This is a genomic window from Leeuwenhoekiella polynyae (assembly GCF_004104075.1).
Taxonomy (GTDB): domain Bacteria; phylum Bacteroidota; class Bacteroidia; order Flavobacteriales; family Flavobacteriaceae; genus Leeuwenhoekiella; species Leeuwenhoekiella polynyae.
In genome coordinates this window covers 153,701-179,998 of record NZ_QOVK01000003.1, presented here as the reverse complement: position 1 = coordinate 179,998, position 26,298 = coordinate 153,701, and the positions used below count along the sequence as shown (strand labels likewise).

Annotated in this window: 27 protein-coding genes and 1 pseudogene; 12 read left to right on the top strand and 16 right to left on the bottom strand. The window is 38.5% G+C overall.

The genetic code is table 11. The features are described 5' to 3' along the window. Positions 1-90: 90 nt before the first annotated feature. From DSM02_RS05975 to DSM02_RS05955, 5 genes are all read left to right on the top strand, one after another. Positions 91-870, top strand: a complete 780-nt coding sequence (locus tag DSM02_RS05975) for a peptidase associated/transthyretin-like domain-containing protein (RefSeq protein WP_128764774.1) — start codon at positions 91-93, stop codon at positions 868-870. A gap of 63 nt (positions 871-933) precedes the next feature. Continuing rightward, positions 934-1,743: a hypothetical protein gene (locus tag DSM02_RS05970; protein ID WP_128764773.1), complete on the top strand. Its 810-nt coding sequence runs from the start codon at positions 934-936 to the stop codon at positions 1,741-1,743. A gap of 66 nt (positions 1,744-1,809) precedes the next feature. After that, positions 1,810-2,310 (top strand): DUF6702 family protein, encoded by a 501-nt coding sequence (locus tag DSM02_RS05965; protein ID WP_128764772.1) that lies wholly within the window; start codon positions 1,810-1,812, stop codon positions 2,308-2,310. A gap of 68 nt (positions 2,311-2,378) precedes the next feature. Beyond that, positions 2,379-4,679, top strand: a complete 2,301-nt coding sequence (locus tag DSM02_RS05960; RefSeq protein ID WP_128764771.1) for a M1 family metallopeptidase — start codon at positions 2,379-2,381, stop codon at positions 4,677-4,679. A gap of 81 nt (positions 4,680-4,760) precedes the next feature. Further along, the gene (locus tag DSM02_RS05955) at positions 4,761-5,039 is read left to right on the top strand and encodes a Sec-independent protein translocase subunit TatA/TatB (RefSeq protein WP_128762543.1); all 279 of its coding nucleotides are present in this window, start codon (positions 4,761-4,763) and stop codon (positions 5,037-5,039) included. A 215-nt stretch (positions 5,040-5,254) separates the two neighbouring features. Here DSM02_RS05955 and DSM02_RS05950 read toward each other — a convergent pair whose 3' ends face one another. The 3 genes from DSM02_RS05950 to kynU are packed head-to-tail and all read right to left on the bottom strand — an operon-like array spanning position 5,255 to position 8,634. Then, positions 5,255-5,905: an O-methyltransferase gene (locus DSM02_RS05950; protein WP_128764770.1), complete on the bottom strand. Its 651-nt coding sequence runs from the start codon at positions 5,903-5,905 to the stop codon at positions 5,255-5,257. A 2-nt stretch (positions 5,906-5,907) separates the two neighbouring features. Beyond that, a complete protein-coding gene (locus DSM02_RS05945) occupies positions 5,908-7,311 on the bottom strand; it encodes an FAD-dependent oxidoreductase (RefSeq protein WP_240673988.1) in 1,404 nt (467 codons plus the stop codon). A 33-nt stretch (positions 7,312-7,344) separates the two neighbouring features. Beyond that, positions 7,345-8,634: a kynureninase gene (kynU, locus tag DSM02_RS05940; RefSeq protein WP_128764768.1), complete on the bottom strand. Its 1,290-nt coding sequence runs from the start codon at positions 8,632-8,634 to the stop codon at positions 7,345-7,347. 149 nt (positions 8,635-8,783) lie between these two features. Here kynU and DSM02_RS05935 point away from each other — a divergent pair, with 149 nt between their 5' ends. Next, positions 8,784-9,932, top strand: coding sequence for an MFS transporter (locus tag DSM02_RS05935; RefSeq protein WP_128764767.1), 1,149 nt, complete (start codon positions 8,784-8,786; stop codon positions 9,930-9,932). Positions 9,933-9,981: 49 nt separating this feature from the next. Here DSM02_RS05935 and DSM02_RS05930 read toward each other — a convergent pair whose 3' ends face one another. After that, positions 9,982-10,689 carry a hypothetical protein gene (locus DSM02_RS05930; protein ID WP_128764766.1) on the bottom strand — a complete coding sequence of 236 codons (708 nt, stop codon included), beginning with the start codon at positions 10,687-10,689 and terminating at the stop codon, positions 9,982-9,984. A gap of 193 nt (positions 10,690-10,882) precedes the next feature. On the opposite strand from DSM02_RS05930, the gene DSM02_RS05925 reads away from it, so the two are divergent. The 3 genes from DSM02_RS05925 (at position 10,883) to DSM02_RS05915 (ending at position 13,306) form a co-directional block, all read left to right on the top strand. Then, positions 10,883-11,596: a pirin family protein gene (locus DSM02_RS05925; RefSeq protein ID WP_128764765.1), complete on the top strand. Its 714-nt coding sequence runs from the start codon at positions 10,883-10,885 to the stop codon at positions 11,594-11,596. 113 nt (positions 11,597-11,709) lie between these two features. Further along, complete coding sequence (locus DSM02_RS05920) at positions 11,710-11,928, top strand: hypothetical protein (protein ID WP_128764764.1); 219 nt, start codon at positions 11,710-11,712, stop codon at positions 11,926-11,928. A gap of 157 nt (positions 11,929-12,085) precedes the next feature. Next, the gene (locus tag DSM02_RS05915; RefSeq protein ID WP_128764763.1) at positions 12,086-13,306 is read left to right on the top strand and encodes a multidrug effflux MFS transporter; all 1,221 of its coding nucleotides are present in this window, start codon (positions 12,086-12,088) and stop codon (positions 13,304-13,306) included. Here the strand turns inward: DSM02_RS05915 and DSM02_RS05910 are convergent. After that, the gene (locus DSM02_RS05910; RefSeq protein ID WP_128764762.1) at positions 13,303-14,175 is read right to left on the bottom strand and encodes a pirin family protein; all 873 of its coding nucleotides are present in this window, start codon (positions 14,173-14,175) and stop codon (positions 13,303-13,305) included. The genes DSM02_RS05915 and DSM02_RS05910 overlap by 4 nt on opposite strands. A gap of 148 nt (positions 14,176-14,323) precedes the next feature. Here DSM02_RS05910 and porG point away from each other — a divergent pair, with 148 nt between their 5' ends. Together porG and DSM02_RS05900 are read left to right on the top strand one after the other, a co-directional pair. Then, on the top strand, positions 14,324-15,055 hold the full coding sequence (gene porG, locus DSM02_RS05905; protein WP_128764761.1) for a type IX secretion system protein PorG: 732 nt from the start codon (positions 14,324-14,326) through the stop codon (positions 15,053-15,055). 57 nt (positions 15,056-15,112) lie between these two features. Then, on the top strand, positions 15,113-16,945 hold the full coding sequence (locus DSM02_RS05900) for an ABC transporter ATP-binding protein (protein WP_128764760.1): 1,833 nt from the start codon (positions 15,113-15,115) through the stop codon (positions 16,943-16,945). Between the two features lie 23 nt (positions 16,946-16,968). Here the strand turns inward: DSM02_RS05900 and DSM02_RS05895 are convergent, their stop codons facing one another. The 9 genes from DSM02_RS05895 to DSM02_RS05860 all read right to left on the bottom strand — a co-directional run bounded on the left by DSM02_RS05895 (position 16,969) and on the right by DSM02_RS05860 (position 24,148). Further along, a complete protein-coding gene (locus DSM02_RS05895; protein WP_128762531.1) occupies positions 16,969-17,727 on the bottom strand; it encodes an SDR family oxidoreductase in 759 nt (252 codons plus the stop codon). Between the two features lie 178 nt (positions 17,728-17,905). Beyond that, on the bottom strand, positions 17,906-18,760 hold the full coding sequence (locus DSM02_RS05890) for an aldo/keto reductase (protein ID WP_128764759.1): 855 nt from the start codon (positions 18,758-18,760) through the stop codon (positions 17,906-17,908). Positions 18,761-18,905: 145 nt separating this feature from the next. After that, positions 18,906-19,043, bottom strand: a complete 138-nt coding sequence (locus DSM02_RS20325; protein WP_164918241.1) for a hypothetical protein — start codon at positions 19,041-19,043, stop codon at positions 18,906-18,908. A gap of 35 nt (positions 19,044-19,078) precedes the next feature. Next, positions 19,079-19,237, bottom strand: a complete 159-nt coding sequence (locus tag DSM02_RS05885) for a lmo0937 family membrane protein (protein ID WP_128762529.1) — start codon at positions 19,235-19,237, stop codon at positions 19,079-19,081. Between the two features lie 85 nt (positions 19,238-19,322). Beyond that, positions 19,323-20,858: a cryptochrome/photolyase family protein gene (locus DSM02_RS05880; protein ID WP_240673987.1), complete on the bottom strand. Its 1,536-nt coding sequence runs from the start codon at positions 20,856-20,858 to the stop codon at positions 19,323-19,325. 10 nt (positions 20,859-20,868) lie between these two features. Beyond that, the gene (locus DSM02_RS05875; RefSeq protein WP_128764757.1) at positions 20,869-22,164 is read right to left on the bottom strand and encodes a DASH family cryptochrome; all 1,296 of its coding nucleotides are present in this window, start codon (positions 22,162-22,164) and stop codon (positions 20,869-20,871) included. Continuing rightward, positions 22,165-22,335: a DUF2256 domain-containing protein gene (locus tag DSM02_RS05870; RefSeq protein ID WP_205875098.1), complete on the bottom strand. Its 171-nt coding sequence runs from the start codon at positions 22,333-22,335 to the stop codon at positions 22,165-22,167. Further along, on the bottom strand, positions 22,298-22,945 hold the full coding sequence (locus DSM02_RS05865; RefSeq protein ID WP_128764755.1) for a flavin reductase family protein: 648 nt from the start codon (positions 22,943-22,945) through the stop codon (positions 22,298-22,300). The genes DSM02_RS05870 and DSM02_RS05865 overlap by 38 nt, the downstream gene beginning before the upstream one ends. Positions 22,946-23,032: 87 nt before the next feature. After that, on the bottom strand, positions 23,033-24,148 hold the full coding sequence (locus DSM02_RS05860) for an alkene reductase (RefSeq protein WP_128764754.1): 1,116 nt from the start codon (positions 24,146-24,148) through the stop codon (positions 23,033-23,035). Between the two features lie 132 nt (positions 24,149-24,280). Here DSM02_RS05860 and DSM02_RS05855 point away from each other — a divergent pair, with 132 nt between their 5' ends. Beyond that, entirely contained in the window at positions 24,281-25,075 is a 795-nt protein-coding gene (locus tag DSM02_RS05855) for a class I SAM-dependent methyltransferase (RefSeq protein ID WP_128764753.1), read from the top strand. Here the strand turns inward: DSM02_RS05855 and DSM02_RS05850 are convergent. Together DSM02_RS05850 and msrA are read right to left on the bottom strand one after the other, a co-directional pair. Further along, positions 25,072-25,506: a DUF4174 domain-containing protein gene (locus DSM02_RS05850; RefSeq protein ID WP_128764752.1), complete on the bottom strand. Its 435-nt coding sequence runs from the start codon at positions 25,504-25,506 to the stop codon at positions 25,072-25,074. The genes DSM02_RS05855 and DSM02_RS05850 overlap by 4 nt on opposite strands. Further along, positions 25,506-26,085 (bottom strand): annotated as a pseudogene (msrA, locus tag DSM02_RS05845) (peptide-methionine (S)-S-oxide reductase MsrA). The gene DSM02_RS05850 and the pseudogene msrA overlap by 1 nt, the downstream one beginning before the upstream one ends. Between the last annotated feature and the right edge of the window lie 213 nt (positions 26,086-26,298).

Sequence of the window (26,298 nt, the reverse complement as noted above, 5' to 3'; positions counted from 1 at the left end):
TAAAAGGCATTTAACAAAAGTTTACGCCGGTTTTACCCTGAAATTTCAAAATCTTGTTGTTACTTCATAGTACCAAAAAATCGCTCTATTATGAAAGTTATTACCAGCCTATGCCTTGTTTTATTTCTGTCATTTACAGTAACCAGTCAAAAGTTAGCTCGTGTTATGGTAGATGGTCAGATCATTGTGCCGTCGGGTGATGGCCCGGGAGGTATTGTAGTCTACAATATAACCGCACAACGGGGTACTATAACTTCAGAAGAAGGGACTTTTGATATCGCGGTGGCTCGTAATGATGAACTCGTCATTCAATCCCTACAATTTGCACCGATTACGGTATTGGTAGATCAGGGGATTGTAAACTCAAAACAAATCAATATTACTTTGAGAGAAACGGTTAATGAATTGAGTGAGATTATTGTAACGCCTTATGATCTGACCGGAGACATTGTTGCAGATGTAAACCGTGTGCAAACCATAGATGACCAAGTCTCATTAACTGCTACCCAGTTGAGCGCAGAAGATAACAAGCCAGACCGTTACTCAGAAGTAGACAATGTGGCGCTAGACGATCAAAGATGGCGATACGGCCTCAATTTTGTGAATATCTTTAAAGCGATCTTTGATAAAAAAGATAAGACGGAAGGTGACCTGAACGAAACTGCAGAAGATGAATTAGCAGTAATGTATTCTAACGAATTTTTTCAGAAGAATTTGAATATTGAAAAAGGAAAAATAGGGTTGTATATGGATTATGTAGCTGCAAACGGACTCAACAAGGAGATGCTGGAACAAGGTAACGAGCTGAATCTGATCCAATTTTTGATTAACAAACGCGAAGAATTTAAAGCCATTCAAAGCGAAAATTAAAAAGTAGTTTGCAACTATCTTATCTTTAGTGCGTATTTAAGAGGAATTGTTAATCTGACGCACGTGGCAAAACTATTCGGTTTTTTTGGGATCCTTTTTTTGAGTTGTTCTTTGGGGCTAAAGGCCCAAGAAGCAGTCATGCTTGAAGGTAGAATTGTCAACGACTCTATAGAGCACGAGTATCTACATATTCTCAATTTAACGCTTCAGAAAGGGACCATCACCTCAGAAAGTGGAAACTTTGCGATTCCTGTACGTGTTAACGACACGCTTTATATTTCGGCATTACAGTTCAAACATAAAGAGTTAGTCATTACTCCTGCGATTTATTCCCGAAAGTATATAGAAATAGCGTTAGAAACTGAAGTTACGGAGCTTGCAGATGTGAATATTAGCGATGTAGCGCTCAGTGGAAGGCTCGGGGATGATATGAATAAGCCTAAACTGGAAAAACCTTTCGATCCTGCCGAAGCAGGTTTGCCTGTTTATACCGGTCCCGTTCTTACTTCAGAAGAGCGGAAGTTATATACGGCCACCCATAGCGGTGGCGGAATTATCCCTGTAGATGCTGTGATTAATGCGATAAGTGGGCGTACAGCATATCTCAAAAAGATTGTAAAAGTTTCTAATATGGAAATCAAAGTGCAGGAAGCCCGTAATCTGGTAGCAGATAGCACCTATATCAAACAGTTGGAAATCCCGGCACGTTTTATTGACGACTTTGTGCATTATGTGTATATGGATAATACAGCAAATCTAGCTGTTGCAGCTAGTGAAAATCCTCTTTCTTTGATGGAATTACTACTCCAGGAGGCTCCCGCTTATTTAGAACATAAAAAAGATGAGGGCGTACGTATTGAAAAAAAGCAATAACACTTTGGAACGCATTTTGATTAAAATGACAAAAAGCAAATCAGAATCTGTATTTTTACAAGCCTTATGAAAAAACTAATTCTTCTGTTGGTTGTCGCAGTTCCGTTAATGGCAGCCGGTCTCCACAAATATTATTTTAGCGTTACGCAGGCAGATTATGATGCTACAGATCATGCGCTAAAAATGGTAACCCGAGTCTTTTATGATGATTTAGAAAAAGTGTTTCAAGAGCGATACGACAAGTCCATAAAGGTAGATGCTTCTTACGATCAAAAAAAATTGGATGGGTATATCAAAACGTATTTTGAGGGTAAATTTATAGTACGTATTAATGGAGAGAAACAGCCATTACACTACATAGGTCATAAGGATGAGATAGATTATGTGGTTTGCTTTTTTGAAGTAACCGATATTCAAAACCTTAAGCGTATAGAGATTGAAAACACCTTGCTAACAGACCTCTTTCCTGAGCAAAAAAACGTGGTACACGTAAAGGCTGGTTCTGAGAAAAAAAGCTTTTTACTGACCCGGGAGAATGATAAAGCAGTGTTAAACTTTTCTGAATAATTTACTAAGATTAGGTTAATCTTTACTTTTATAGCATTCACAAGCACTTAATATAGATTATAACATTTATGAAAAAACTCAAGTACACGCTTTTCACTGTGTTACTTCTGGTTGGAGCAACAAGTTTTGCGCAAGAAGAGCCGGCACAAGAAGAAAAGCAACCGGGTCATGTAAACACCAATAAGTTTAGACAGCTTTATAATGAGTTTGCAACCCCTAACCAGTATCGTACTGCATCAGGAGCTCCTGGTCCTGCTTATTATCAAAACGAAGCAGACTACGAAATCAAAATAGAATTGAACGATGAGAATCAAACCATCAGTGGTTATGAAACCATCACCTACCATAACAATTCTCCGGATAAATTGGAGTATTTATGGGTGCAATTGGATCAAAACATTCGTAAAAAAGATTCACCTGCATTGGAAAAAGACGGCAGTGGGATGGCACCGGTCATTCAGCCGGGTTCTGTGGTTTCAAGCTATATGACAGATCCTTTTGATGGGGGATTCAATATCACTGAAGTTTCTAAAGATGGTAAAGAATTACCTCATATGATAAACTTCACGATGATGCGTGTAGAAATGCCGGAAGCTTTAGAGCCTGGTGATGAGTTTGAATTCAGCATCCGCTGGAATTATAACATCCCTGAGCATACCGTAGACCGGGCACGTTCTGGGTACGAAAGCTTTCCTGACGGAAACAAGAACTATGTAATTGCACAATTCTTCCCAAGAATGTGTGTGTATAATGATGTAGAAGGCTGGCAAAACTATCAGTTCTGGGGTAACGGTGAGTTCGCACTTCCTTTTGGGGATTATGATGTGGAGATCACAGTACCTGCAGATCACTTATTAGACGGTACCGGTAACTTGGTTAATCGTAAAGACGTTTACAGTAAAGAAGAGCTGAAGCGCTGGGAGCAAGCTCAGAAGAGCTATGACAAGCCGGTGATCATCAGAACTCAGGCAGAAGCTGAGCAAATTGAAAAAGGACACAGTACAAAAAAGAAAACCTGGAAACTTCATGCAGAGAATGTACGTGACTTTGCATTTACATCTTCTCGTAAATATATTATGGATGCACAAGCTGTAAAATTTCCAAAAGGAGATGTGATGGCGATTTCTATTTATCCTAAAGAAGGAAACCCGCTTTGGGAAGAATATTCTACTAAAGCTGTGGTGCAGACTTTAGAATCATATTCTAGAATGACATTTGACTATCCGTATCCTAAAGCGATCTCTGTACACGGAAAGAATCAGGGTATGGAATACCCGATGATCTGTTGGAACTATGGGCGCCCTAACGAAGATGGGACCTATAGTGATCGCACTAAATTTGGAATGATCAGTGTGATCATTCACGAAGTAGGACATAACTTTTTCCCAATGATCGTAAACTCTGATGAGCGTCAGTGGGGATGGATGGACGAAGGAATCAACACATTTGTACAATATGTAGCTGAGCAGGATTTTGGTGAGAATTATCCAGAAGCTATTGCTCCTAATTCAAAATATCCTTCACGTCGTGGAGAGCCTTCTAAGATCACAGGTTACATGGCAGGAGATCAAAATTTTATTTCTCCTATTATGTCTAACCCTGAAAATGTTTATCAACTGGGTAATAACGCATACGGAAAACCGGCGACAGCTTTAAACATTCTTAGAGAGACGGTTATGGGGCGTGACTTATTTGATTATTCGTTTAAGACATACGCACAACGCTGGATGTTTAAACACCCAACCCCAGAAGATTTCTTCCGCACGATGGAAGATGCATCTGCAGTAGATCTTGACTGGTATTGGAGAGGCTGGTTCTATACTACAGAAAATGTAGATATGGGCGTTAGCGAAGTAAAATCATACTACTTAACGAGTAACCCTACAGCTGCTGGTAAAGAGATGTTAGCTCGTTATGGTGTAGATCCTAGTGCTGTTGATGCAGTTTATGTAGTAGAAGAGGGTGGTGAAGACTACGACCCTGCAATGAAAGGGAAGTCTATGATAGAAAATGCTCCAAACTTACAGGAGTTTATGATGGATAATTTTACACCTGCAGAGCGTGCAAAATTAAAGACGCCTAAGCATTTCTATGCAGTTAAATTCAACAAGCCGGGTGGTATACCCATGCCTATCATCGTTGAGTATAGCTATGCAGACGGTACTAAAGAAAAAGTAACTTACCCTGTACAAGTGTGGCGTAAGAATGATGCTGAAGTAACTAAGGTTCTTGCAACTGATAAAGAACTGGTAGGCGTGATGCTAGATCCAGACCTTGAGACTGCAGATGTAGATGTGAGCAATAACAGCTGGCCAAAAGCAGAAGAGGAAAGCGAATTTGACAGCTTTAAAGAGGGTACAGAAGATTAATTTTTTTTAAGAGTTAATTACCATTAAAAAGCCGGTGAAGATTCACCGGCTTTTCATTTTTCCACATATATTTGTAGTATTATGAGTATACCACTTTTTATTAGCGGCGGAGAGATTGGCTTTATTGTTTTTATTATCGTAATGGTATTTGGAGCAGATAAAGTGCCTGACATTGCCAGAGGTTTAGGTAAGGGTATGCGTACCCTTAAAAATGCTACAGAAGATATCAAGACTGAAATCACCAAGAGTGCAGATAAGCAGGGTATCAATACGGATATAGCAAAAGATATGAAGCGCGAGATCGATGAGGCAAAAAAGAATATTGAAGATATTACCGGACCGGTGAAGCGTAAATTCTAGGATAATTAAGAAGTTAGAAGTTTTTGCGGCTTTTTATAAAAATTGATCATTTTTTTCTTAGTTCTATACTGTAGATATAAGAATTTAGTAATATCTTATACCTGAAATTATAACCTATGATTTCTTCACTAAAAAAGATATTTTCTGTTATAGAGAATAGTCTTTTTTAAAGAATTGTATTTATACTAAGTGTTAATTATTAATCCCGTCTTCCATCAAGACGGGATTTTTTTTCGACTTACCGTAAGTCCGTCTCTTATAGCCAGCAATACGGTTTCCAGACGCTCATCTTCAGCCAGGATTTTGTTGTATTCTAAAAGCGCTTTTGTAGAATTATCTTTAGGGTCTAAGGGCTCTACTACTTTTCCACTCCATAAAACATTATCTGATAAAATGAGTCCGCCGGGCTTTAAACGATCTATGATCAGCTCAAAATAAGCCGGATAGTTGGGCTTATCTGCATCTATAAAGACGAGGTCAAAATCTCCTTCAAGTTGCGGAATGATCTCAAGTGCGGGCCCCAGATGTTGTTGTATATTTTTCGCGTAAGCAGAAGCATCAAAATATTTTTTCTGAAAGTCTATAAGTTCTTCATTAACATCAATCGTATGTAAAATACCATCAGGTTGTAAACCTTCTGCAAGGCATAACGCCGAATAGCCGGTGTAGGTGCCTATTTCAAGAATGATCTTAGGGTTAACTAGTTTTGCGATCATACTTAAAATACGCCCTTGGTAATGACCACTTAGCATACGCGGCTGTACCACTTTTTGATAGGTTTCGCGAGTCAATTTTTGCAGTAATTCAGGTTCTTTAGCAGAATGAGCTACTGCATAATCATCAAGTTCTTCAGAAATAAAATGCATCGTTATTCTTCTTCTAGGCCTTCAACAACTTCATCGTCGTGAAGCATTTTTCGGGTTTCTTGTTTAACCAGATCAAGCTTGTCGTGCAGACTCATACTGTCGGTAAACTTACCGTCGTGAATGAGATTGAGAATCGCTTTATCTTGCACGCGACCGCGGCGCATCGCTTCAGAATACCTCAAGTCTTCTCTAAAAGTGACCAAAGCATATTTAGAAAAATATTCTTTAGGGAAAGCTTCTTCAAAGGCAGTTTCCAGTTTTCGTTTTTCCTGAAAAATAGGACGTGCGGTGTGCGCTTTCATTTCGTGGAAGTTATCAACTGCAAGATCTGCAATAGCGTCCGTATCTTCCTTACGCTCGTTTTGATACGCTTTAAAAACAGCTTTCCAATCGCCCTCGTACTTGTTTAGGTATTTGTCTAAAACGTGAATATCTTCAAAAGCAGAATTCATCCCCTGCCCGTAAAAGGGAACAATCCCGTGCGCAGCATCACCAAGCAGTAATACTTTACCGTAGGCATGCCAGGGCGAGCATTTTATGGTCCCTAATGGGGAAGTAGGATTCTCTTTAAATTCTTTCAGCAGATCTGGCATCAATTTTAATGCATCAGGGAACTCCCTTTGAAAATAGTCAAGGACTGCAGCATCTGTATTCAGGCTTTCAAAACTGTCTTTACCTTCTTCCCAGGATAAAAATAAAGTCACGGTAAAACTTCCGTCGAGATTAGGCAATGCGATCATCATATCTTTTCCGCGAGGCCAGATGTGTAATGCATTTTTATCTACTAAAAATCCCCCATCAGCTCCGGGGGGGAACGATAATTCTTTATAACCATGGGTTAAAAAGTCTTGCCCGTAACTGAATAAGAACTTGCGATGATCAAGCATGCTTTTGCGAAGTGCAGAGCCTACACCGTCAGCACCCATCACCACATCAGCTTTATAGGTTGTGGTTTGCTGGGTCTTATAATCTTCAAAAGTAGCTTCACCGGTTTCTAAAGCAACACCGGTACACTTCTGATTAAAGAGCATGGTAATTTCAGGCATTTTATCACACTCATCAAGCAGCATAATGTTGAGGTCCTCCCGAGAAATAGAATTGATGTACTCATTTCTACCACTATACGGACTCATGAAAAGTTCGCCCTCTGTGTTGTGAATCATGCGGCCGTTCATAGGAATACAAAGCGGTAACACTTTTTCTTCGAGACCGGCAAGACGCAGCCCTTTCATACCACGGTCTGAAAATGCCAGATTTATTGAGCGACCAGAGTCTACTATTTCCTTGCGTAGATCCGGGCGTTTTTCTATTAAGGTTACTTTATAGCCGCGTTGCGCCATACGTAAGGCGAGTAAAGATCCGCAGAGGCCGGCGCCTATGATTAAAATATGTTCTTTATTTTTCAAAAGTGGTTTGTTAGTTGGTAGTTGAAACTCCATTTATTTTTTGGCTAAAAGCTCTTTCAGCCGTTGAATCATTTCATATACATCTTCATAGCTGTTATACAGTGGGGCAGGAGCTACGCGGATAACATCTGGCTCGCGCCAGTCACAAATAATACCGGCTTGCATAAAACCATCGTGCATACTGCGATCTGCATTTTTTACTTGAATTGAAAGTTGGCATCCGCGCTCATCGGGATTTGTCGGTGTCAATATAGTAATGCGGTGGTCATTGAGATCATTGATTAAGTATTCGAGATATCCGGTAATATTTTTAGACTTAGTACGAATGTTTTTAAAACCTGCTTCTTCAAAAATTTCAAGCGAAGCACGTATAGGAGCCATAGAAAGGATTGGCGGGTTACTAAGCTGCCAGCCTTCTGCACCTTCAATAGGATCAAAGTCTACACGCATATTAAATCGGCTTTCCATTTTGTGTCCCCACCAGCCTGTAAAACGTGGAATGTCATTATTGTTGGCATGACGCTCGTGTACAAAACAACCCCCTAGTGCTCCCGGGCCACTGTTTAAATACTTATACGTGCACCACACGGCAAAATCAGGACCGTTATCGTGCAAATCTGCATCTATATTACCTACGCCGTGCGCCAGATCAAAACCTACTTTACAACCGTATTGATGACCTAATTGTGTTATTTCTTTTATAGGATATTTTTGCCCGGTATAGTAGTTAGAATTACCGATCATCACCAGCGCAATTTCCTCGCCATGTTGTTGCATCAAAGCTTCAAGATCATCAAAACGGCAGAGATCTTCTCCCGGTCTGGGTTTCCACAACACTAGAGAATCATCAGGATTGTAACCTTTCTCTTTAATCTGAGATTTAACAGCATAACTGTCTGAAGGAAATGCATCACTTTCTATCACTATTTTATGACGTTTTGCAGTAGGTCTGTAAAATGAAACCATCATCAAATGCAGATTTGTAGAAAGGGTATTCATAATGACCACTTCACCAGGTTTTGCGCCTACGATATCTGCCATAGGTTTAGCAAGAATTTCGTGATACGTCGTCCACGGAGTTTTAGCTTTAAAATGCCCTTCTACGGCTAACTCTGCCCAATTGTTGAGTTCTTCAGCAACATATTCTCTAGCTTTTTTAGGTTGTAAGCCTAGAGAGTTTCCGCATAAATAAATGAGGTTGTTACCGTTTTCGTCCTTAGGAAGGTTAAACTTTTCGCGAAAGCGTGCTAAAGGATCTGCTGCATCGGCTTGTTTAGCAAAGCTTAAGGTGTTTTGATAGTGTTTTTTTTCTGTTTCTAGCATAGTTTGTAAAAATAACACATCGTTAAGCGTGAGGCAAACTTAGCGCTAAGGTTTCAGTGATCAAATCAAGCGTTTGTTTATATGTGGATTGTTATATGCTATTAAACGCAGATTTTTGGTAATTTGGCAGTTGATAACTCCTATAGTTCATGAAAGCTCTACGTTTAGTCTTTAGCGATTTGCGCTACTTTACTCCGGTTTTTTTATTCGCCACGCTCAATATTATTTTTGGGACCTGGGCGATTTATATACCAGAGATCACATCAAAACTGGCAATTAGTGAAGGAGAACTTGGGTTTGCCGTGTTTTTTATGGCTTTAGGAACCTTGAGTATGATTCCCTTTGTACCCAAAATCATTCAGTTTTTAGGTGTGGGGAAAACAGCACTTATCGCTATACTGGGATTTTGTAGTGTTTTTTTAGGTCCATTTTTAGTAGAAACTTATTTTTTTTTATGCGCCAGTCTTTTTGTGGTGGGCTTATTTTCAGGATTACTTGATGTCACGATAAATACCTTAGTTACCGAAATAGAAAAACGCGATGAGGTTCATTTTATGTCTGTTTCTCATGGCTTTTTCAGTTTAGGCGGAATGTTAGGTGCAGGAATAGGAAGCCTGCTGATTCCGTATTTGGCGATCCCTTGGCAGCATATGGCTAGCGTAAGTTTGCTATTGATTTTTGCCAACCTGATTTTGTGCAGTAATTATTTGCATCTAAAAACCACAGAAGCAGAAAGCGAAGGCAGTCTGAAGTTACGCAATTTAAGACCGCTTATTGGTTTGGCTTTGATTGGATTCCTGGTGATGGCAGCAGAAGGAGCAATCGTTGACTGGAGCGCATTATACCTGGAAAAAGTATCCCTTGCGGCCGCAACTCTGGTGGGTTTAGGATATACAATTTTTAATGGAACCATGGCGCTGGGTCGCTTTTTTGGTGATGCAATAAGCGCACGATTTGGTTCACGTTTTATTATGATTGTGGGATGTTTTGTGGCGACCTTAGGTTTTGGATTGGTTTTAACCGAAACAACAATGATCGTGTTAGCAGGATTTGGACTTGTAGGAATTGGGTTGTCTATCGTGGTTCCTGAACTATTTCGATACAGCGGAAATTTAAAAGGTATACAAGCTTCAGAAGGTATCAGTTTTATAGCAGGAACCGGTTTTGTAGGCTTACTGTTAGGTCCTGTTTTTTTAGGTTTTTTAGCAGAAACGTTCAGTTTAAAAGGAAGTTTTATAGCCCTGTTGAGCTTTACACTCATCGCGGGTATCATTGCTTTAGGTTTAAAACGAAACTAAAAAAAGCCCATCAATGAGATGAGCTTTGTATTCTGAAAAAAAAAGAAATCTAGTCTTCTTCTGTTTTTACTACGATGTCTGTAAAGTATAAATGCACAGCGTCTTCAGGAGCTTTGTGGTCAGAAGCGATCTCTATTCCATTATAATCCTCATATCCTTCCCAGGTTGTTACCATAGAATATTCAGAAACGTTTCCGCGGCGGTAAATCCATTCTTTTACTCTGTAATCATCATCGTAGAAAAAGTCATAAGCATCACCCGGCGTATATCCACCATCGCCATCATATGTCAACGTGATCTTACTCATTTTTTGTTCGCTCATAGGCGCAGTAGCGGTATCTTGAACCGTAAGCACTGTTCCTTCATCCCAGACTAAATGCATAGGAGCCAGTAGCCAGAAGGAATCATTTATAAATCCCTTATCAGCATTCATAGCAAGGCTGTCTACGTTTTTACGGTTATAAGCAACTGTATCTTGCTCACTCATCATTGTAACGTCATCAGATTTTGGATTCCATTTCCAACTGCGGGCAAAATGACTGTCACCACGATCTACATTAAATGTGAATTGTACTTCAGCTACATCATCCCAATTTTCGATACCAGTTGCCTGAGCGATCTTATAAGCGATCTCCTCCTCGGAAGTGCGGTCAAGTTTAACGGGTTCTACAGATGATTCTATAGTTTCTGTTTTTGATTCATTTTTACATGCCACAAGTGCCATCAGCGCAAGTAAGGTGAGTAGCGTTTTTTTCATTTAAAAAGAGTTTTTGAGTATTAAAAGTACAAAGCTTTTAGTTAGCATGTTTTGTATAAGGTCGCTTATTTTAAATTTAACGCTACACCAACTCTACACATTCCGTAATTTAAAGACGCTTCTAACGACTACTCCCGTGAAAATAAACAGGCTTTTAAGAATTATAAAATTCTGTTTTTTTAAATAAAAAGATATGCAAACAATACTTCATAAAGCAGATACCCGCGGTGATGCAAACCACGGATGGTTACACAGTAAACACAGTTTTAGTTTTGCTAATTATTACAATCCTGAGCGTATGAACTTTGGTGTTTTACGCGTTTTGAACGACGATCAGGTTAGTGGCGGGATGGGTTTTGGTACACATCCGCATCAAAATATGGAAATCATTTCGATACCGCTTTCCGGTGATTTGGAGCACAAAGACAGCATGGGAAATACTACGGTTATTAAAGAAGGTGATATCCAGGTGATGAGTGCCGGTACCGGAGTACAACATTCTGAGTATAATAAGAATAAAGATGAAGAAGTGAAATTTCTTCAGATCTGGGTTATTCCTAATAAACAAAACGTTGAGCCGCGCTATGACCAGATAACGCTTAATAAAGCAGACCGAAAAAACAAATTGCAACAAGTGCTTTCTCCAAATAAGAAGGATGAAGGAGTATGGGTTTATCAGGATGCCTGGTTTAATCTTACTGATTTAGAAGCTGGCAAAGAGCTGGAGTATACTTTTAATAAGAAGGGTAACGGGCTCTATGTTTTTGTTTTAGAAGGAAGCATTACAGCCGGAAATCATGTCTTGGAGCGAAGAGACGGTCTGGGGGTTTTAAATACCGATTCTATAAAATTAAAAGCTTCAGAAGATGCATCTGTTCTTCTAATGGAAGTTCCTATGCAATTATAATTTAAATTTTATCTGAAAAATTGGCAGTATAGAAGAGGCTTGATATTTTGTTTTGGTTTGGTGGCATTTTTTTTGCTCAGAATCTTTTAAACTATTAATTAAACCTTTTGTTTATGGAAACACCAATTAAGTTAGAGTTAGTAGGTAGAAAAGGAGATATGTATGCTTTGAAATATCCTGGTTTGCATATTCCTATCCACGTCAATTATGAACTTCTGGAGAAATTTAAAGAAAGTGACGAATATCTTGTGCTAGAAGATGTGACTTCTTCATCACCTCCTTTAGAACGTAATTCGAAAAATTTTTCAGAAAACTCGTTTAATCGAATTTAGAAAATAATAAAAAAGGGAGCTTTAAGCTCCCTTTTTTTAGCTCTCAAAACTACATCGTTGTCTTAGGAAAGTCTGTCTTTGATTTACAATTTTAATAACATGTTAGTGTCCTAGTTTCTCTATAACAAAGGCTAATTTTGCATTTTAGGAATAAAATATGGCAAAACGTTTTACAACTTCTTCCCGCAATCTCATAGTACTCATTTTAGGAACCCTCATAGCTATAGGTCCATTTTCTATAGATATGTATTTACCCGGCTTCGGAAATGTAGCAGATGATTTTGGTGTAGATATTAGTAAAGTAGGTCTAACCTTAACAAGTTACCTTATAGGTATTGCTTTGGGGCAACTAGCCTACGGTCCTTTGATGGATCGTTTTGGGAGACGCAGGCCACTAATTGGCGGGTTAATGCTCTATACTGTTACAGCGCTTTTATGTGCTTTTAGCTGGAATTTGAACGTTTTGATAGGTGCCCGGTTTTTTATGGCATTGGGTGGTTGTGCAGGGATGGTGGCTTCAAAAGCTATTGTGCGGGACCTGTTTGAAAAGAAACAGGTTGCAGATGTGCTTTCTACTTTAATGCTTATCATGGGAGTTGCACCTATTATAGCTCCCACTGTAGGTGGCTTGGTTATAGGCGCTTTTGATTGGCAGGCTGTTTTCTACATTCTGGCTGGTTTTGCAATTCTAATGTTGTTGTTAATTACGTATATTCTGCCTGAAAGTGCAGCTCCTAACCGCACTACGAGTTTAAGACCCGTAAAAATCGTTACAGAATATATTTCCATTTTAAAGAATAGAGAATTTTTCATTTTTGCCATGACCAGAGGTTTTACAATGGCTTGTTTGTTGAGTTATGTAAGTAGTGCTCCTTTTATTTTTATTGAATTTTTTGGTCTGAGCGAGCAGCAATTTGGATGGGTTTTTGGGAGTAATGCTTTAGGACTTATTTTAGGGAGTCAGATTAATCGCCTCGCATTGAAGCGTTTTTCATTATTGCAAATAACAGTCGCGACCTGTTTGGCGTTGTCTGTACTCACGACCGGCGGTATTGCTATTAGCTTTCTTGCGCTACAGTTTTGGGTAGTTTATCCCTTTTTGTTCGTGATGTTGTTTCTAGTAGGTTTTCAAAACCCTAATGTTACGGCACTTTCTTTAGATCCCTTTACCAAACAAGCGGGTAGCGCTTCTGCATTGGTAGGTAGTATAGGCATGATATTTGGTTCTTTGGCAAGTATTCTTGTAGCTCAACTCGTCACTGAAAGTGTCGCTCCCTTATTATACATCTTGTTTTGTAGTGCGCTGTGCAGTTTAATTTTAGTGCTGTTTTACTTGAATAAACGTAAGTCCTATAAAATTCAGGCTTCAAAAGCTTAAGAAGGTAGCGGTACATAGGTGTCATCACCTTCAACTTTAGGAAACTCATGATTTTTCCATTGTGTTTTGGCTTCTTCTAAGCGTGCTTTAGAAGTTGCAACAAAATTCCAGTAAATGTGGCGTTCTTCTTCAAAAGGTTTTCCGCCGAAAAGAAAAATGTGAGCGCCTTTTAAAATTTTAAGCTTGCATACTTCATTGGTTTTACTAACCAGCATATTGCCTTCTTTGATAATTTCGCCACAGGCTTCAACAGCTCCTGAAACGATAGTAACTCCCACTTCTCCAAACAAATTGTCTTCAATGTCGAGTTTGTGGTCTTCTTCAGCAATAATTTCGATCATAAATAAATCGGAGTGAACCGGTACGGGGCTTATTTTACCATAACCCTTACCGGCTATGAGTTTGTAGTGAGCATTATTCTCTCTCCATTGCGGTAATACTTCAGCGTCAATATGGTGAAAAGCAGGTTCTGTAAATTCCAGCATTTTAGGCAGTGCAACCCAAATCTGGTAACCGTGCATTGTAAACGTATTTCCGTTTCTAAAATCATTAGGAGTACGCTCTGTATGGGTAACGCCTTTACCGGCAACCATCCAGTTGACAGAACCCGGCTTGATACGTTGATAGGTGCCGATGCTGTCTTCGTGTATGAGTTCGCCTTCTAGCAGATAGGTTAACGTTGAAAGCCCTATGTGTGGATGCTGATCCACATCCATATAATCATTCGGTCCTAGTTGATCAGGTCCCATATGATCTATAAAGATAAAAGGTCCTACCATTCTTTTTTTTCTAAAAGGCAGCAGTCTTCCTACCAGAAAATCTCCTATATCTCTGCTTCTCTCTTCTATAATTAACCCTGTGTTAGACATTTAAGTAATTTGTTATAGCTTTAAAACTAAAAATAGTAATGTTTTGAAATGTAAGAATACTATTATAAACTTTTTTAAGTTTTATAAATATACAATACAACCCCAAATCTTATTGTAAGTCAAGTACGCCCACTTTAAAACTCTACTGATGAAAGCTAAGGTATTTGTAATTCTAATAACAATTATTACTGTAAACACGTTAAAAGCACAAAAGAAAACTTATGATCTCGGTCTCTATTTAGGTGGTGTCAATTATTATGGAGAACTAGGAGAAAAGAAATTTGTGGCCCCTAATAGAGCTACTTTAGGTTTAATAGGGAAGATGAATTTTAACGAAAAGCTAAGTCTCAGAGGAACTGTGACTTTTTTTACGCTTTATGATAACGACCGGGATGCAGCCGATGGATATCGAGGTAATGGGCGCAATAACTCTTTATACTATTCTTTTGAAAATACAAGTATTGAAGCTTCTTTAGGTTTTGAGTATGTGCCGTTCTCATTTTTTAAGAATGCTCAAAATCCGATAGCTGTTTATATTCATGCAGGTTTAGGAGCTGTTTATAATGACGAATTATATTATCCCATTTCTGCTGGTTTTGAAGATGTATTAGCAGAAAAATATGGAACCAGAACGCGTATGGTGGTTCCTTTTGGTTTAGGTTTTAAAACTTTCGTTGGGAGTAATTTTATGTTAGGTCTTGAACTTTCTCCGCGCTATACAATGACAGACAATCTTGATGGGAGTCATCCCGATCATGCACAGTTAGCTCCCAATAAATTACCCGATTTTTCTAATAATGACTGGTATACTTTTGTAGGTATTACTTTGACATACCGGTTAGGTAAGGGTAATGATGCATATTGTGATTGTACATTGTAATAGAATTTAGCAGATCTTTTAGCGTTTACCCAAAGCGCTTCGCTGTATCTTTGCTCTATGCCAAGAAGTTTAGAAAGTATCTCAGATACTAAAAAAACAAACGTACGTGCTTCGTTTCAGGCGCTGCGTTATATTCCTCGATTTTTTAAAGAAATATGGAGCGTTAGTCCGTTGCTGTTTACCATTAACTTGGTATGCAGGCTGGTGAATGCATTTTCGCCGGTAGTTATTTTATGGGTAGGAAAACTCATTATTGATGAAATTATAGCTGAAGTGGCAGCTCCTCAGGCAGACTATGGTCAATTATGGAATTACGTCTTGCTCGAGTTTGCTATTACCGTTTTTGCTGATATTATAAACCGAGTTATTGCAATCACAGACGGTCTTCTTGGTGATAAATACAACATTATTTCTTCAGAAACGATGATTCGTAAAACCAGCAAAATAGATATGAGTCAGCTGGAGGACTCCGAGTTTTACGATAAATTAGAGCGTGCGCGACAACAAACTCAAGGCCGTGTAGGTCTGATGAGTATGTCGCTGGCACAGGCGCAAAGTTTAATATCTATAAGTACCTTAATCGCGGGTCTCATTTACTTTCAGCCACTGCTCATCGTATTGTTAGCCTTGAGTATCATCCCGCTTTTTATCAATGAGATTCGGTTTAGCGGGCAACAATATTCATTATCTCGCAGTTGGACTACAGAGCGTCGTGAACTGGATTACCTAAGATATATAGGTGCAAATGATAAGACTGCTAAAGAGATCAAACTCTTTGGTCTCACAGATTTTATTGCCAAGCGTTTTAAGACCTTAAGCGAGCGGTATTACCACATCAATAAAAAGTTAACCGTAAAACGCAGTATCTACAGTGCTATTTTTAATGTGCTGGGCGTGGTTTGTTATTATGCGGCTTATCTGGTAATAATTAAAAGTGTATTAGATGGTGAGATTACTATAGGTGAATTGACGTTTCTTTCGGCTTCTTTTAACCGTCTAAGGAATAGTTTGCAAACCTTTTTTACAAACTTTACAAGAATTACACAAAGTGCTCTATACCTTAAAGATTATTTTGACTTTATAGATCTTGAAATACCTGATGAAAACCGGGAATTTCTGCCACTTCCTGAAGTAATTCATACCGGTTTTGAGCTGAAAGACGTTCATTTTGCATACCCCGGAAGCGATCATGAAGTATTGAAAGGGGTGAGTTTTACTTTGAAAGCCGGAGAGAAAATGGCTTTTGTAGGTCAGAATGGTGCCGGTAAAACCACCCTGATCAAATTGATGCTTCGATTTTATGAACCTACACAAGGCGCTATTTTACTGGATGGTGTCAACATCAATCAGTACAATAAAGCTGATTTTCAAAAGATGTTTGGCGTTATTTTTCAGGATTTCTTCAGATATGAATTCACGCTGCGCGAAAATATTGCGGTGGGTGACATCGCCGCTGTACAGGATGATAAGCGCATTACAAATGCAGCACAGTTGAGTCTGGCTAATGAAGTGATAGGTGATTTACAGGAAGGCTATGATACCCAACTGGGAAAACGCTTTAAAAACGGGCAGGAACTTTCTGGAGGACAGTGGCAAAAAGTGGCTTTAGCTCGTGCGTATATGAAAGATGCAATGGTTATGGTTCTTGACGAACCTACATCTGCATTAGATGCAAAGGCAGAATATGAAGTTTTTGAACGTTTTATAGATCTTACCAAAGGCAAAACCAGCATCATTATTTCGCATCGCTTCAGTACGGTGCGTATGGCCGATCGTATTCTGGTTCTTAAAGCTGGTAAAATTTTAGAATTGGGAACCCATGACGAATTGATGCAGAACTCTAAATTGTATGCAGAGCTTTTTGATTTGCAGGCACAGGGCTACAAATAATTCGGTATAAAATTTAATTCGGGTTAGAGAGCATTTGCACTTAAACCACCATCTACAATCAGGTTTTGACCGGTTATGTATGAAGCTTTATCCATTGCTAAAAATGCGATTGTGCTTGCTAATTCTTCCGGTTGTGCAAAGCGTTTAAGTGGCGTACGTTCTATGATTTTAGCATAACGCTCTTCCTGCTCCATAACTGGTTTTACAAGTGGTGTTTCGGTATACCAGGGGGAAACTGCATTAACTCGAATATTTTTTTCAGCCCACTCAGAAGCTAAACTTCGGGTTTGTTGTAAAAGTCCGGCTTTTGCCATCGCATAAGGCGCGCCGCTTTTTACATCCTGACTTGCAGCAACGGAAGCCACATTGATAACAGAAGCTTTACCAGATCTTTTAAGCAAAGCGAAAAATTTACGGGTCAATTCAAAAGGAGCAATAAGATTGGTGTCCAGAATTTTTTGATATTCTTCAGGTTCGTAGTGTGCCGCTTCTTTGCGAATATTTGTTCCGGCATTGTTGACGAGAATATCTAAAGAACCAGAGCGCTGAAAAACAAAATCGGTTAGATTATCCTGATCATCTTCAGAAGTTACATCACCTGCCATTCCTGAAGCGATATAGCCTGCTTCTCCCAATTCCTGCTGAAATGCTGTGACAGCATTACCGTCACGTGCGGTAAAGATTACTTTAGCACCCAGTTTTGCAAATTCTAAAACTGTTGCACGACCTATTCCTTTAGTCCCTCCTGTAATTAATGCTGTTTTACCTTCTAAATTCCACATAACTCTAAAATCAATTTGCCGGCAAAACTACAAAGACTCTTTAGGCTACGAGAAGAATTTAAGCTGAAATTATGCCGCAATGGTCATTTAAAGCCCCATTTTGTAAAATCAGAAATTTATATAAACCAATAAACCCGCTGTTAAGCGGGTTTATTAATAGATTATAATTCAGGCTCTTTTAAAAGTCAAAATTATCAGGGTCAGGACCTATACGCTCGTGTTTATCTAATGCGTTTATGGTTTGCATATCTTCATCGCTCAATTCAAAATCAAATATTTCAGCATTGCTGATTATGTGATCTTTTGAAGTGGATTTTGGTATAGTCACAACGCCATTTTGTAAATCCCATCTCAAAACAATATGCGCTGGTGATTTGCTATACTTTTCACCCAATTGTTTCAAAGTTTCATTTTTGAAAGCTTTTCCTTGCATAAGCGGAGACCAGGCTTCGTATTGAATATTGTGAGTTGCACAGAAATCTTGCAGGTCTTTTTGTACTAACCACGGATGAAATTCTAACTGATCTACCATGGGGTTAATCTCTGCATCTTGCATTAAATCTCTAAGCTGATGCTCTAAAAAATTACTTACTCCAATAGCTTTGATCTTTCCGTCTTTATAGAGTTTTTCCAGAGCTCTCCAAGTGTCTTTGTATTTACCTTCTACCGGCCAGTGAATGAGGTATAGGTCTAAGTAATCAGTATCCAGACGTTTTAGGGTTTTGTCAAAAGCTTCTAATGTACTTTCATAACCTTGATCGCTGTTCCATAATTTACTGGTTAAGAATAATTCCTCTCTGGGAATACCACTTTTTTTGATCCCTTTTCCTACGCCTTCCTCATTTTCATAAGCTTTTGCGGTATCTATATGTCTGTAACCGGCCTCAAGTGCCCATTTTACAGCATGTATCACTTCTTCACCGTCCTCTGCCTTCCAGACGCCTAGCCCCAGATAAGGCATTTTATGACCGTTAGAAAGTTCCCAAGTTCCTTGAAGGTTTGTAATTGGTTTATTTAAAGTTGTGGTGCTCATATTATTTGTTTTAGTTTAAAGTTAACCATCAATTAAGGATTAGAGAAAGGGTTTAACCCTTGTTAACGTTAAGTTGTTAAACGATTGGCAATAAAAAAAGCCCTACTTAAAAAGTACGGCTTTCAGCTTGTAAATGCAGTAGTGATTAATCTACAGCATCTTCTGCAGCATCACCAATGTCATCTGCTGCGTCCTCAATTTTATCTCCGGTTGATTCCCGACAACTTTGTAAAGTTGTGCCCATAATTCCAGCTAGGAATAAGAATAAAAAAATACGTTTCATAATTCAAGTTTTTAAAGGTTAGTAATTTTTGGTTGTTATAGTCGGCGACCTGTAGCTAATTTGTAGAGAATTGCAATTACAGCAAGTACAAGCAGGATGTGGATTAAACTTCCTACAGACTCAGCGAAGCCAAAATACCCCACGAGCCAACCGATTAATAGAATCACTACAATAAGCCAAATAATATCTTTCATAATAATAATGATATTGGTTAGTGATTTAAATGTAGTAAGATAGTAAGTAACTTGAATTTTGATTAACAGTGAATTAACGCGTCGGTTAGAAGTTTTGTGGATTCTTTATGATTTCCTGAGCGCGATTAACAAGTTTTTCTAAATCGTCAGGGTCTTTTTTATTTAAAAGATTCATCATCATATTCATGCGCTGGTTATTTTTAAAATGTTCTCGCTTTTCAAACAAGAAATTCCAATATAAACTGTTGAAAGGGCACGCATTATCACCTGTTTTTTTAGAAACGCTATACTCACAAGATTTGCAATAATTACTCATTTTGTTGATGTAGCTTCCACTGGAAACATAGGGTTTTGTAGCTACGAGACCACCATCTGCAAATTGACTCATACCACGGGTATTGGTTATTTCAACCCATTCTATTGCATCTATGTAAATGCCCAAATACCACTCATCAACTTCATCAGGGTTTGTTTGTGTAAGCAGTGCATAATTCCCGGTAACCATCAACCGCTGTATGTGATGTGCATATGCGTGATCTAAACTTTGTTTAATAGCGTGATGCAGACAGTTCATTTTTGTCTCTCCTGTCCAATAAAAATCAGGTAGTTTATTGTGGTTTTCTAGCTTATTGGTAGTTCGGTATTCGGGCATTTTCATCCAATACATCCCGCGCATATATTCGCGCCAACCTAATATTTGACGCACAAAGCCTTCAACCTGACTGATGTCTATCTGGTTTTTATTTTCACGCCAGTATTCAATTACTTTTTTAATGACTTCGAGGGGATGCAGCATTTTACTGTTCATCGCAAAACTCAATCTGCTGTGAAACAAATACACCTGATCAGGGTCCATCGCATCTTGATAGTCACCAAAATGAACCAATAAATTTTCACAGAAATAGTTGAGCACGCTCAAAGAGTCTGTTCGCGAAGTAGGCCAGTTGAATGAAATTTCATCAACCGCTCCCATCGTTTTTATGCCTGCATCTTTTATGCGTTTTAGCGTATTTGAAACATCTTTTCTAAAACCGCGTTCGTGTGGAATCTCGGGTTTGCCGTTCCATTTTTTGCGATTACTCTGGTCAAAGTTCCATTTACCACCTTCAGGATCTTTTTCTGTTAACATCATGATGGAATATTTCTTACGCATATCGCGGTAGAAATATTCCATCGTATAGGTTTTCTTTCCTTTAAAAAAGCTCTCCAGATCAGAGCGACTGGTTAGAAAATGTTCTGTGTCGTGTGCTTCAGTTTTAATGTTTGACGTTTTGCAAAACTCTTTGAGTTGTTGATCTAACCGAAACTCATCAGGGAGCTGATATTCAAATTTATCTACTTGATGCGCTTTGATTAATTGATTCAGATTTTTAGATAATTCGTGTTTGTTATCGGGATGACTCAAGTCGTAATAAATCACAAAATGCCCCCGTTCTTCTAACCAATCTGCAAAATTTCGCATAGCTTCAAAAAAGGCGATCACTTTTTGAATATGATGTACGACATAATCTGTTTCCTGACGCATTTCAGCTATAAAATAAATCACTTCCTTGTCAGTCTCATCAAACCAAGAATGTTTGTGATTGAGCTGATCGCCAAGAATTAAACGGAGTTTTTTCACAGGTAATAGTTTAATCAAACAATGATTTTTGAAGCCAGACTCTGCGGTATTTCCCGTCGCCGTCATAGCGTTCCGCCTGACTTTTTATATTGAATTTACGATCTCGTGGATCATTACCTACACCGCTATTATACATCCAATTGCCGTAATTGCTGTGTACATCATAATCTATGAGCATACTCTCAAAATAGGCTGCGCCTACGCGCCAATCTTGCTGTAATTCTTTAGACCAAAAACTCGCCACATTTTGTCTGCCGCGGTTGCTCATCCAACCTGTAGCTGCGATTTCTTGCATATTTGCATTTACAAAATCATATTTTGTAGTGCCGTTTATCCAAGCTTTACGCGATTCTTCATCTTGTTTCCAATCGTATTTTTTGTCTAGAATCCCCCCTAGATAAAAGATTTTAGCTCCGTGTTTTAGAGAAATGTATTTAAAATAATCACGCCAGAAAAGTTCAAAAATCAACCAATAGGTGCTTTCATTTTTCACCTGATTTTTCTCAAATTCTTTTACCAGCCAATAGACGGTTCGTGGGGATAAACTCCCATTTGCCAGCCAAGCCGAAAGCTTAGAGCTGTAATCGTTACCCAGAAGTCCGTTACGGGTTTTTTTATAAACCTGTAGTTTTTTAGAATCCCAGAAATACGATTTAATTCTTTGTAATGCCTGATTTTCTCCACCTTTAAATGGAAAAGCAGAGCGGTCATCTTGTTTAAACTCTTCAAGCCCTAGGTCAGTAAGTGTTGGAATTGTAGTCTGTGTGTCGATTAGATTTTCTTCGGAAAATTTTCTGGGTTTTACGAGACCTCTGATGCTTGCTTGTTTTTCACACTTTTTACGCCACTGCGTAAAAACCTGAGGAATAGCAGCAAAGCTATCATACGGAAGATCTTCCGGATGAATTAAAAACTGATCAAATGTTTCTGTGAATTCAATATCAGGATTGGAGAGCTTTTTAACCGAATCTGAAACTTTTTTTTCCTCAAATGTCCATTCTTTTTGAAGAAAGACTTTTTTTATGTTTTGATCGCTTATGAATTGCGGGAGTATTTTTTCAGGCTGATTACAAAATACAAAAAGCGGAATGTTTAATTCCGCCAGATTATCTTTTAATTCTTGAATGGTTTCGATTAAAAATCGCGCTCTAAATCGTTCTGTTTTTTTAAATCCAAAACGATTTTTTTTAAACTGTTTCGGGTCAAAACAATAAACCGCCAGAACATTTTTAGCATCTACTAATGCCTGATTTAAACTATGATTGTCTTGGGTTCTTAAATCATTTCTAAACCAAACTAAATTCATTTATAAAGTCTTTTTATTACGTCTGCAGCGCTCGCTACAGTAGGTTACGTCTTGCCATTTCTTTTCCCATTTCTTTCGCCAGGTAAAAGGCTTTTCACAGGTTAAGCATATTTTTTGAGGAAGATTTACTTTTTTATGAGCCAAGATCTCTAATTGAATGCACAGCCTCATTTGGCTTTGCATAGGTAAAACGATTCAATATTTGAGGGAGGGCATACCCATCAAGGCCATCTATGCAAACCGTCTGAGCACGCTCAAGGTTTAGCCAACCATCATCTGCCTGTATGTGATCGTCTACATAAATATGCTTGATCTTGCCTATTATAAAATTACAATCATTTTCTTTGATAAAATATTCATTGACAAATTCACACCCCATTTTTATACGGCTTTGCTTTACGTATGGAGCTTTAAAATCATCTAAAAATTCTTCAGTTAAAAGGGTCTTGTCAAATTCTGAAACATTCCCTTCGTATTTAGCTGAAGTTTTATGTGCTTCTTTTATGAAATTTTGATTCACGTGATTTACTGTGAAAACGCCAGATTTTACTAAGTTATCATAGGTATTGCGCTCAACAGAAGTTGGGCGTAGCACAAAACCCAAAAGTGGAGGGTTACTCCCTAAATGTGTTACCGAACTAAAAATTGCTACATTACTGATGCCGTCTTTAGAGACCGAACCAAGCAAGTTTGCAGATTTAAATCCCGTGCAGCTGTTTATAAAGTGTGCGCGATATCTGGATGGTAATTCTTCTATTTCCTTATCAGTATAATGTCTCATAAAAAAGGGTAAGTATAACTTACCCCTAAATTACAGTTTGTTCAACTCGACTATTGTTAAGATTAAACAAAATAACAAAATTTTAGCCTATTCAACTTTCTGTTTTTCTTGCTGATAGGTAGGGTAATCGGTGTATCCTTTTTTGCCTTGTGTATAAAACGTATCCTCGTCCCATTCTGCAGTAGGAGCATTTATAGCAAAGCGTTCGGCAAGATCGGGATTAGAGATATATAACTTCCCGAAAGCTACAAGGTCGGCGTTGCCGGCTTCAATAACTGCATTACCGGTTTCTTGAGTAAAGCCTGAATTGATCATCAAGTTGCCTTTATATCTAGGGCGATATCTTTTTGCGATTTCTGTTTCAAGAAAATCAATTTCGCTTACATCAGTAAACGGTTCTGAAAGGTGTAAGTATGCTAAATCATAATTATTAAGACGTTCAATAATGTGATCAAAGGTTGGGATGGTTTCTTCTGTTGCTTTAATCCCAAAAACATCATTTAATGAAGGGTTCAGACGAACTCCAATTTTATTTTGAGGTATAACTTCTTTTACTTTATCTAAAGTTTCAAAGAAAAAGCGAACGCGGTTTTCAATAGTTCCTCCATACGCATCAGTACGGGTATTTGCATTTTTATTAAAAAACTGATGGAATAAATAGCCATTAGAACTGTGAATTTCTACTCCATCAAAGCCTGCTTCAACTGCATTTTTTGCTGCGTTCACAAACTCTTGTTGGGTTTCTTCAATCTCCTGCAGCGTCATCGCTTTAGGTTCTACCGTGTCTTTAAAACCTTCTGGGGTATAAGATTTTGCATTTGGGTTTACAGCACTTGGAGCTAATGGTTTTTCCCCATTATGGAAGTCAGGATGCGATATGCGTCCCACGTGCCAAAGCTGAATAAATATCTTCCCATCTTCTTTGTGAACAGCATCCACTACTTTTTTCCATCCTTCAACTTGAGTTTTAGAATGAATACCAGCTGTGTGAATATATCCTACTGCTCGTTTAGAAACCTGTGAGCCTTCAGTGATAATGAGTCCGGCTCCGGCGCGTTGTGTGTAGTATTCCACATGCATTTCAGTAGGAGCATTCTCAGAATTTTCTGCACGACTTCTGGTCATAGGAGCCATAACAAGACGATTTTTTAATGTAATATCTCCTAGTTTAAAGGATTGCAATAATGCTTGATTAGTTTTCATAGTAATAGTAATTTTCTTTTTTATAAAAGTATACATCGAGATAGAGACTATGCTTGATGTAGGTTAATATTGCTTATTTTGTCCATTAAAATACTTTAGCCTGACGTGATTAGGTGTTAAACGTTTTGTAAAATGGAAGTGAACGATTATTTCGAGATCAATAAGGAGACTTGGAATCGAAAGGTTAAACCGCATCTTACAAGTGACTTCTACGCTGTTGAAGCTTTTAAAAACGGTAAAAGCAGCTTGAATTCTTATGAGTTGAATGCGTTGCCTGATGTTGAGGGGAAATCCTTATTGCATTTGCAGTGTCATTTTGGTCAGGATACTTTGAGTTGGAGCAGAAGAGGAGCTATTTGTACCGGTATAGATATTTCTGATGTGGCTATTGAAACTGCAAAGAAATTAAGTGCTGAATTGAATTTTGACGCTCAGTTTATCTGCGGAAATGTTTTAGACACTGCAGAATTAGTCACTCAAACTTATGATATTGTATTTACAAGTTATGGCGTGCTAGGTTGGTTGCCAGATCTAAAACCTTGGGCAAAAATGATTAAAAATTGTTTAAAGCCCGGAGGCGTATTTTATATCGTAGAATTTCATCCAATCGTTTGGATGTGGGATTATCGAGAAAATCCACCTGAAATGAGATACGGTTATATGCAAGAAGAACTCATATACGAAGAAAATACTGGGACCTATGCCGAAAAAGATTCAGCTATAACAACAAAAGAATATACGTGGAATCACGGCTTGGGAGCTGTAGTATCAGCATTAGCCGAAGCAGGCTTAAGAATTGAATATCTAAAGGAGCATGATGCTTCGCCTTATAATATCTTACCAGATCTGCAAGAGACTGAAGCGGGTTATGAATTGCAGAATAAGTTGTATCCTCTATTATTTGAATTGAAAGCGAGAAAGCACTAATCGTCGAGATTTTCACGCATTTCACGCTGTCTCATCGGCATCTGATCTATAGTTTCAAAAATAAGCTGAGGCTCTATTACAAACTGTTTTTGAAGCTTAACCAGACCATCCTTTCCTATTAGGGTTATTCCATTAAAAGTCTGTGGGATTTGATATTTCTTTCGCAGTGGAGCGATATGATAGTGATGCATCACCTTTAATTCTTTGTCATAAATACGCCCTTTTGCTAAAACAAAAAGCAGCATGTTACGATCTTCTAGCTTTTTCTGAGAACTTTTAAACTTTTCCCACTGTGCAGTAAAAGTTTCGTTATCTAAGCTGGCAGTAGAAAAGACCAAGATGCGATTACGCCACTTATACTTTAAAAAATCTTCTTGGGCGTTAGAGGATAGGGCAAATAAAAACAGAGCTAAATTGGTGATAGTTCTCATTAGTGTGCGTTGTCTTTTAAAAGTTCTGGAAATTGTTTTTTAAACCGATTGAGTCTGGGTAGTGATACACCCTGAATATAAGGATCGTTAGGATGATTTTTCTCGTAATTCTGATGGTAGCCTTCCGCCTCCCAGAATTTTTGAAAGGGTAAAACCTGAGTGACAATTGCGCCGTCATAAACCGTGTCGTTAAGTTCGGAGATAATATCTTCTATGATTTTTTTCTGATCGTCATTCTGATAAAAAGCAATAGAACGGTATTGGCGCCCGCGGTCAGGGCCCTGGCGGTTTAGGGTCGTTGGATCTTGTGAGCCAAAAAAATACCAGAACCAAATTTCTAAAGCTAACGACTTTAGGATCGTAAAAAACTTCTACGGCTTCGGCGTGATTGGTCTGGCCATAACTCACTTGTTTGTAAGTTGGGTTGCTTTGAGTTCCTCCAGAATATCCGCTTACAGCTTCTTTAACCCCTTTTACGCTTTCAAATACAGCTTCTACGCACCAGAAGCAGCCGCTTGCAAAATAAGCTCTCTCGTAGCCATCTACGGCTTCGGTTTGTACGGGTTCTAATTGAGCCATTCTCTGGTCTTCGGCAGAAGGGCCGGGGTTTTTACAACTTGTAGTTATAAATAAAGTAAGCATAAGAAGGGAGCAAAGTCTCATAGGTTTGAGTTTGATACTAATATAGGAGAATCACCAGTACAGCTCTGCTAATACCCTGTTAAACTCTAAAAATAGGGTATAAAAAAAAGCTCCGTGATACGGAGCTTTTGTATATCGAAAAACGGCTTT

Excerpts from the sequence above, each read along its gene's own strand:
- DSM02_RS05975 (WP_128764774.1), top strand. The coding sequence starts at position 91 with ATGAAAGTTATTACCAGCCTATGCCTTGTTTTATTTCTGTCATTTACA.
- DSM02_RS05965 (WP_128764772.1), top strand. The coding sequence starts at position 1,810 with ATGAAAAAACTAATTCTTCTGTTGGTTGTCGCAGTTCCGTTAATGGCA.
- DSM02_RS05960 (WP_128764771.1), top strand. The coding sequence starts at position 2,379 with ATGAAAAAACTCAAGTACACGCTTTTCACTGTGTTACTTCTGGTTGGA.
- DSM02_RS05955 (WP_128762543.1), top strand. The coding sequence starts at position 4,761 with ATGAGTATACCACTTTTTATTAGCGGCGGAGAGATTGGCTTTATTGTT.
- DSM02_RS05950 (WP_128764770.1), bottom strand. The coding sequence starts at position 5,905 with ATGCATTTTATTTCTGAAGAACTTGATGATTATGCAGTAGCTCATTCT.
- kynU (WP_128764768.1), bottom strand. The coding sequence starts at position 8,634 with ATGCTAGAAACAGAAAAAAAACACTATCAAAACACCTTAAGCTTTGCT.
- DSM02_RS05935 (WP_128764767.1), top strand. The coding sequence starts at position 8,784 with ATGAAAGCTCTACGTTTAGTCTTTAGCGATTTGCGCTACTTTACTCCG.
- DSM02_RS05930 (WP_128764766.1), bottom strand. The coding sequence starts at position 10,689 with ATGAAAAAAACGCTACTCACCTTACTTGCGCTGATGGCACTTGTGGCA.
- DSM02_RS05925 (WP_128764765.1), top strand. The coding sequence starts at position 10,883 with ATGCAAACAATACTTCATAAAGCAGATACCCGCGGTGATGCAAACCAC.
- DSM02_RS05920 (WP_128764764.1), top strand. The coding sequence starts at position 11,710 with ATGGAAACACCAATTAAGTTAGAGTTAGTAGGTAGAAAAGGAGATATG.
- DSM02_RS05915 (WP_128764763.1), top strand. The coding sequence starts at position 12,086 with ATGGCAAAACGTTTTACAACTTCTTCCCGCAATCTCATAGTACTCATT.
- DSM02_RS05910 (WP_128764762.1), bottom strand. The coding sequence starts at position 14,175 with ATGTCTAACACAGGGTTAATTATAGAAGAGAGAAGCAGAGATATAGGA.
- porG (WP_128764761.1), top strand. The coding sequence starts at position 14,324 with ATGAAAGCTAAGGTATTTGTAATTCTAATAACAATTATTACTGTAAAC.
- DSM02_RS05900 (WP_128764760.1), top strand. The coding sequence starts at position 15,113 with ATGCCAAGAAGTTTAGAAAGTATCTCAGATACTAAAAAAACAAACGTA.
- DSM02_RS05895 (WP_128762531.1), bottom strand. The coding sequence starts at position 17,727 with ATGTGGAATTTAGAAGGTAAAACAGCATTAATTACAGGAGGGACTAAA.
- DSM02_RS05890 (WP_128764759.1), bottom strand. The coding sequence starts at position 18,760 with ATGAGCACCACAACTTTAAATAAACCAATTACAAACCTTCAAGGAACT.
- DSM02_RS20325 (WP_164918241.1), bottom strand. The coding sequence starts at position 19,043 with ATGAAACGTATTTTTTTATTCTTATTCCTAGCTGGAATTATGGGCACA.
- DSM02_RS05885 (WP_128762529.1), bottom strand. The coding sequence starts at position 19,237 with ATGAAAGATATTATTTGGCTTATTGTAGTGATTCTATTAATCGGTTGG.
- DSM02_RS05875 (WP_128764757.1), bottom strand. The coding sequence starts at position 22,164 with ATGAATTTAGTTTGGTTTAGAAATGATTTAAGAACCCAAGACAATCAT.
- DSM02_RS05870 (WP_205875098.1), bottom strand. The coding sequence starts at position 22,335 with ATGAGGCTGTGCATTCAATTAGAGATCTTGGCTCATAAAAAAGTAAAT.
- DSM02_RS05865 (WP_128764755.1), bottom strand. The coding sequence starts at position 22,945 with ATGAGACATTATACTGATAAGGAAATAGAAGAATTACCATCCAGATAT.
- DSM02_RS05860 (WP_128764754.1), bottom strand. The coding sequence starts at position 24,148 with ATGAAAACTAATCAAGCATTATTGCAATCCTTTAAACTAGGAGATATT.
- DSM02_RS05855 (WP_128764753.1), top strand. The coding sequence starts at position 24,281 with ATGGAAGTGAACGATTATTTCGAGATCAATAAGGAGACTTGGAATCGA.
- DSM02_RS05850 (WP_128764752.1), bottom strand. The coding sequence starts at position 25,506 with ATGAGAACTATCACCAATTTAGCTCTGTTTTTATTTGCCCTATCCTCT.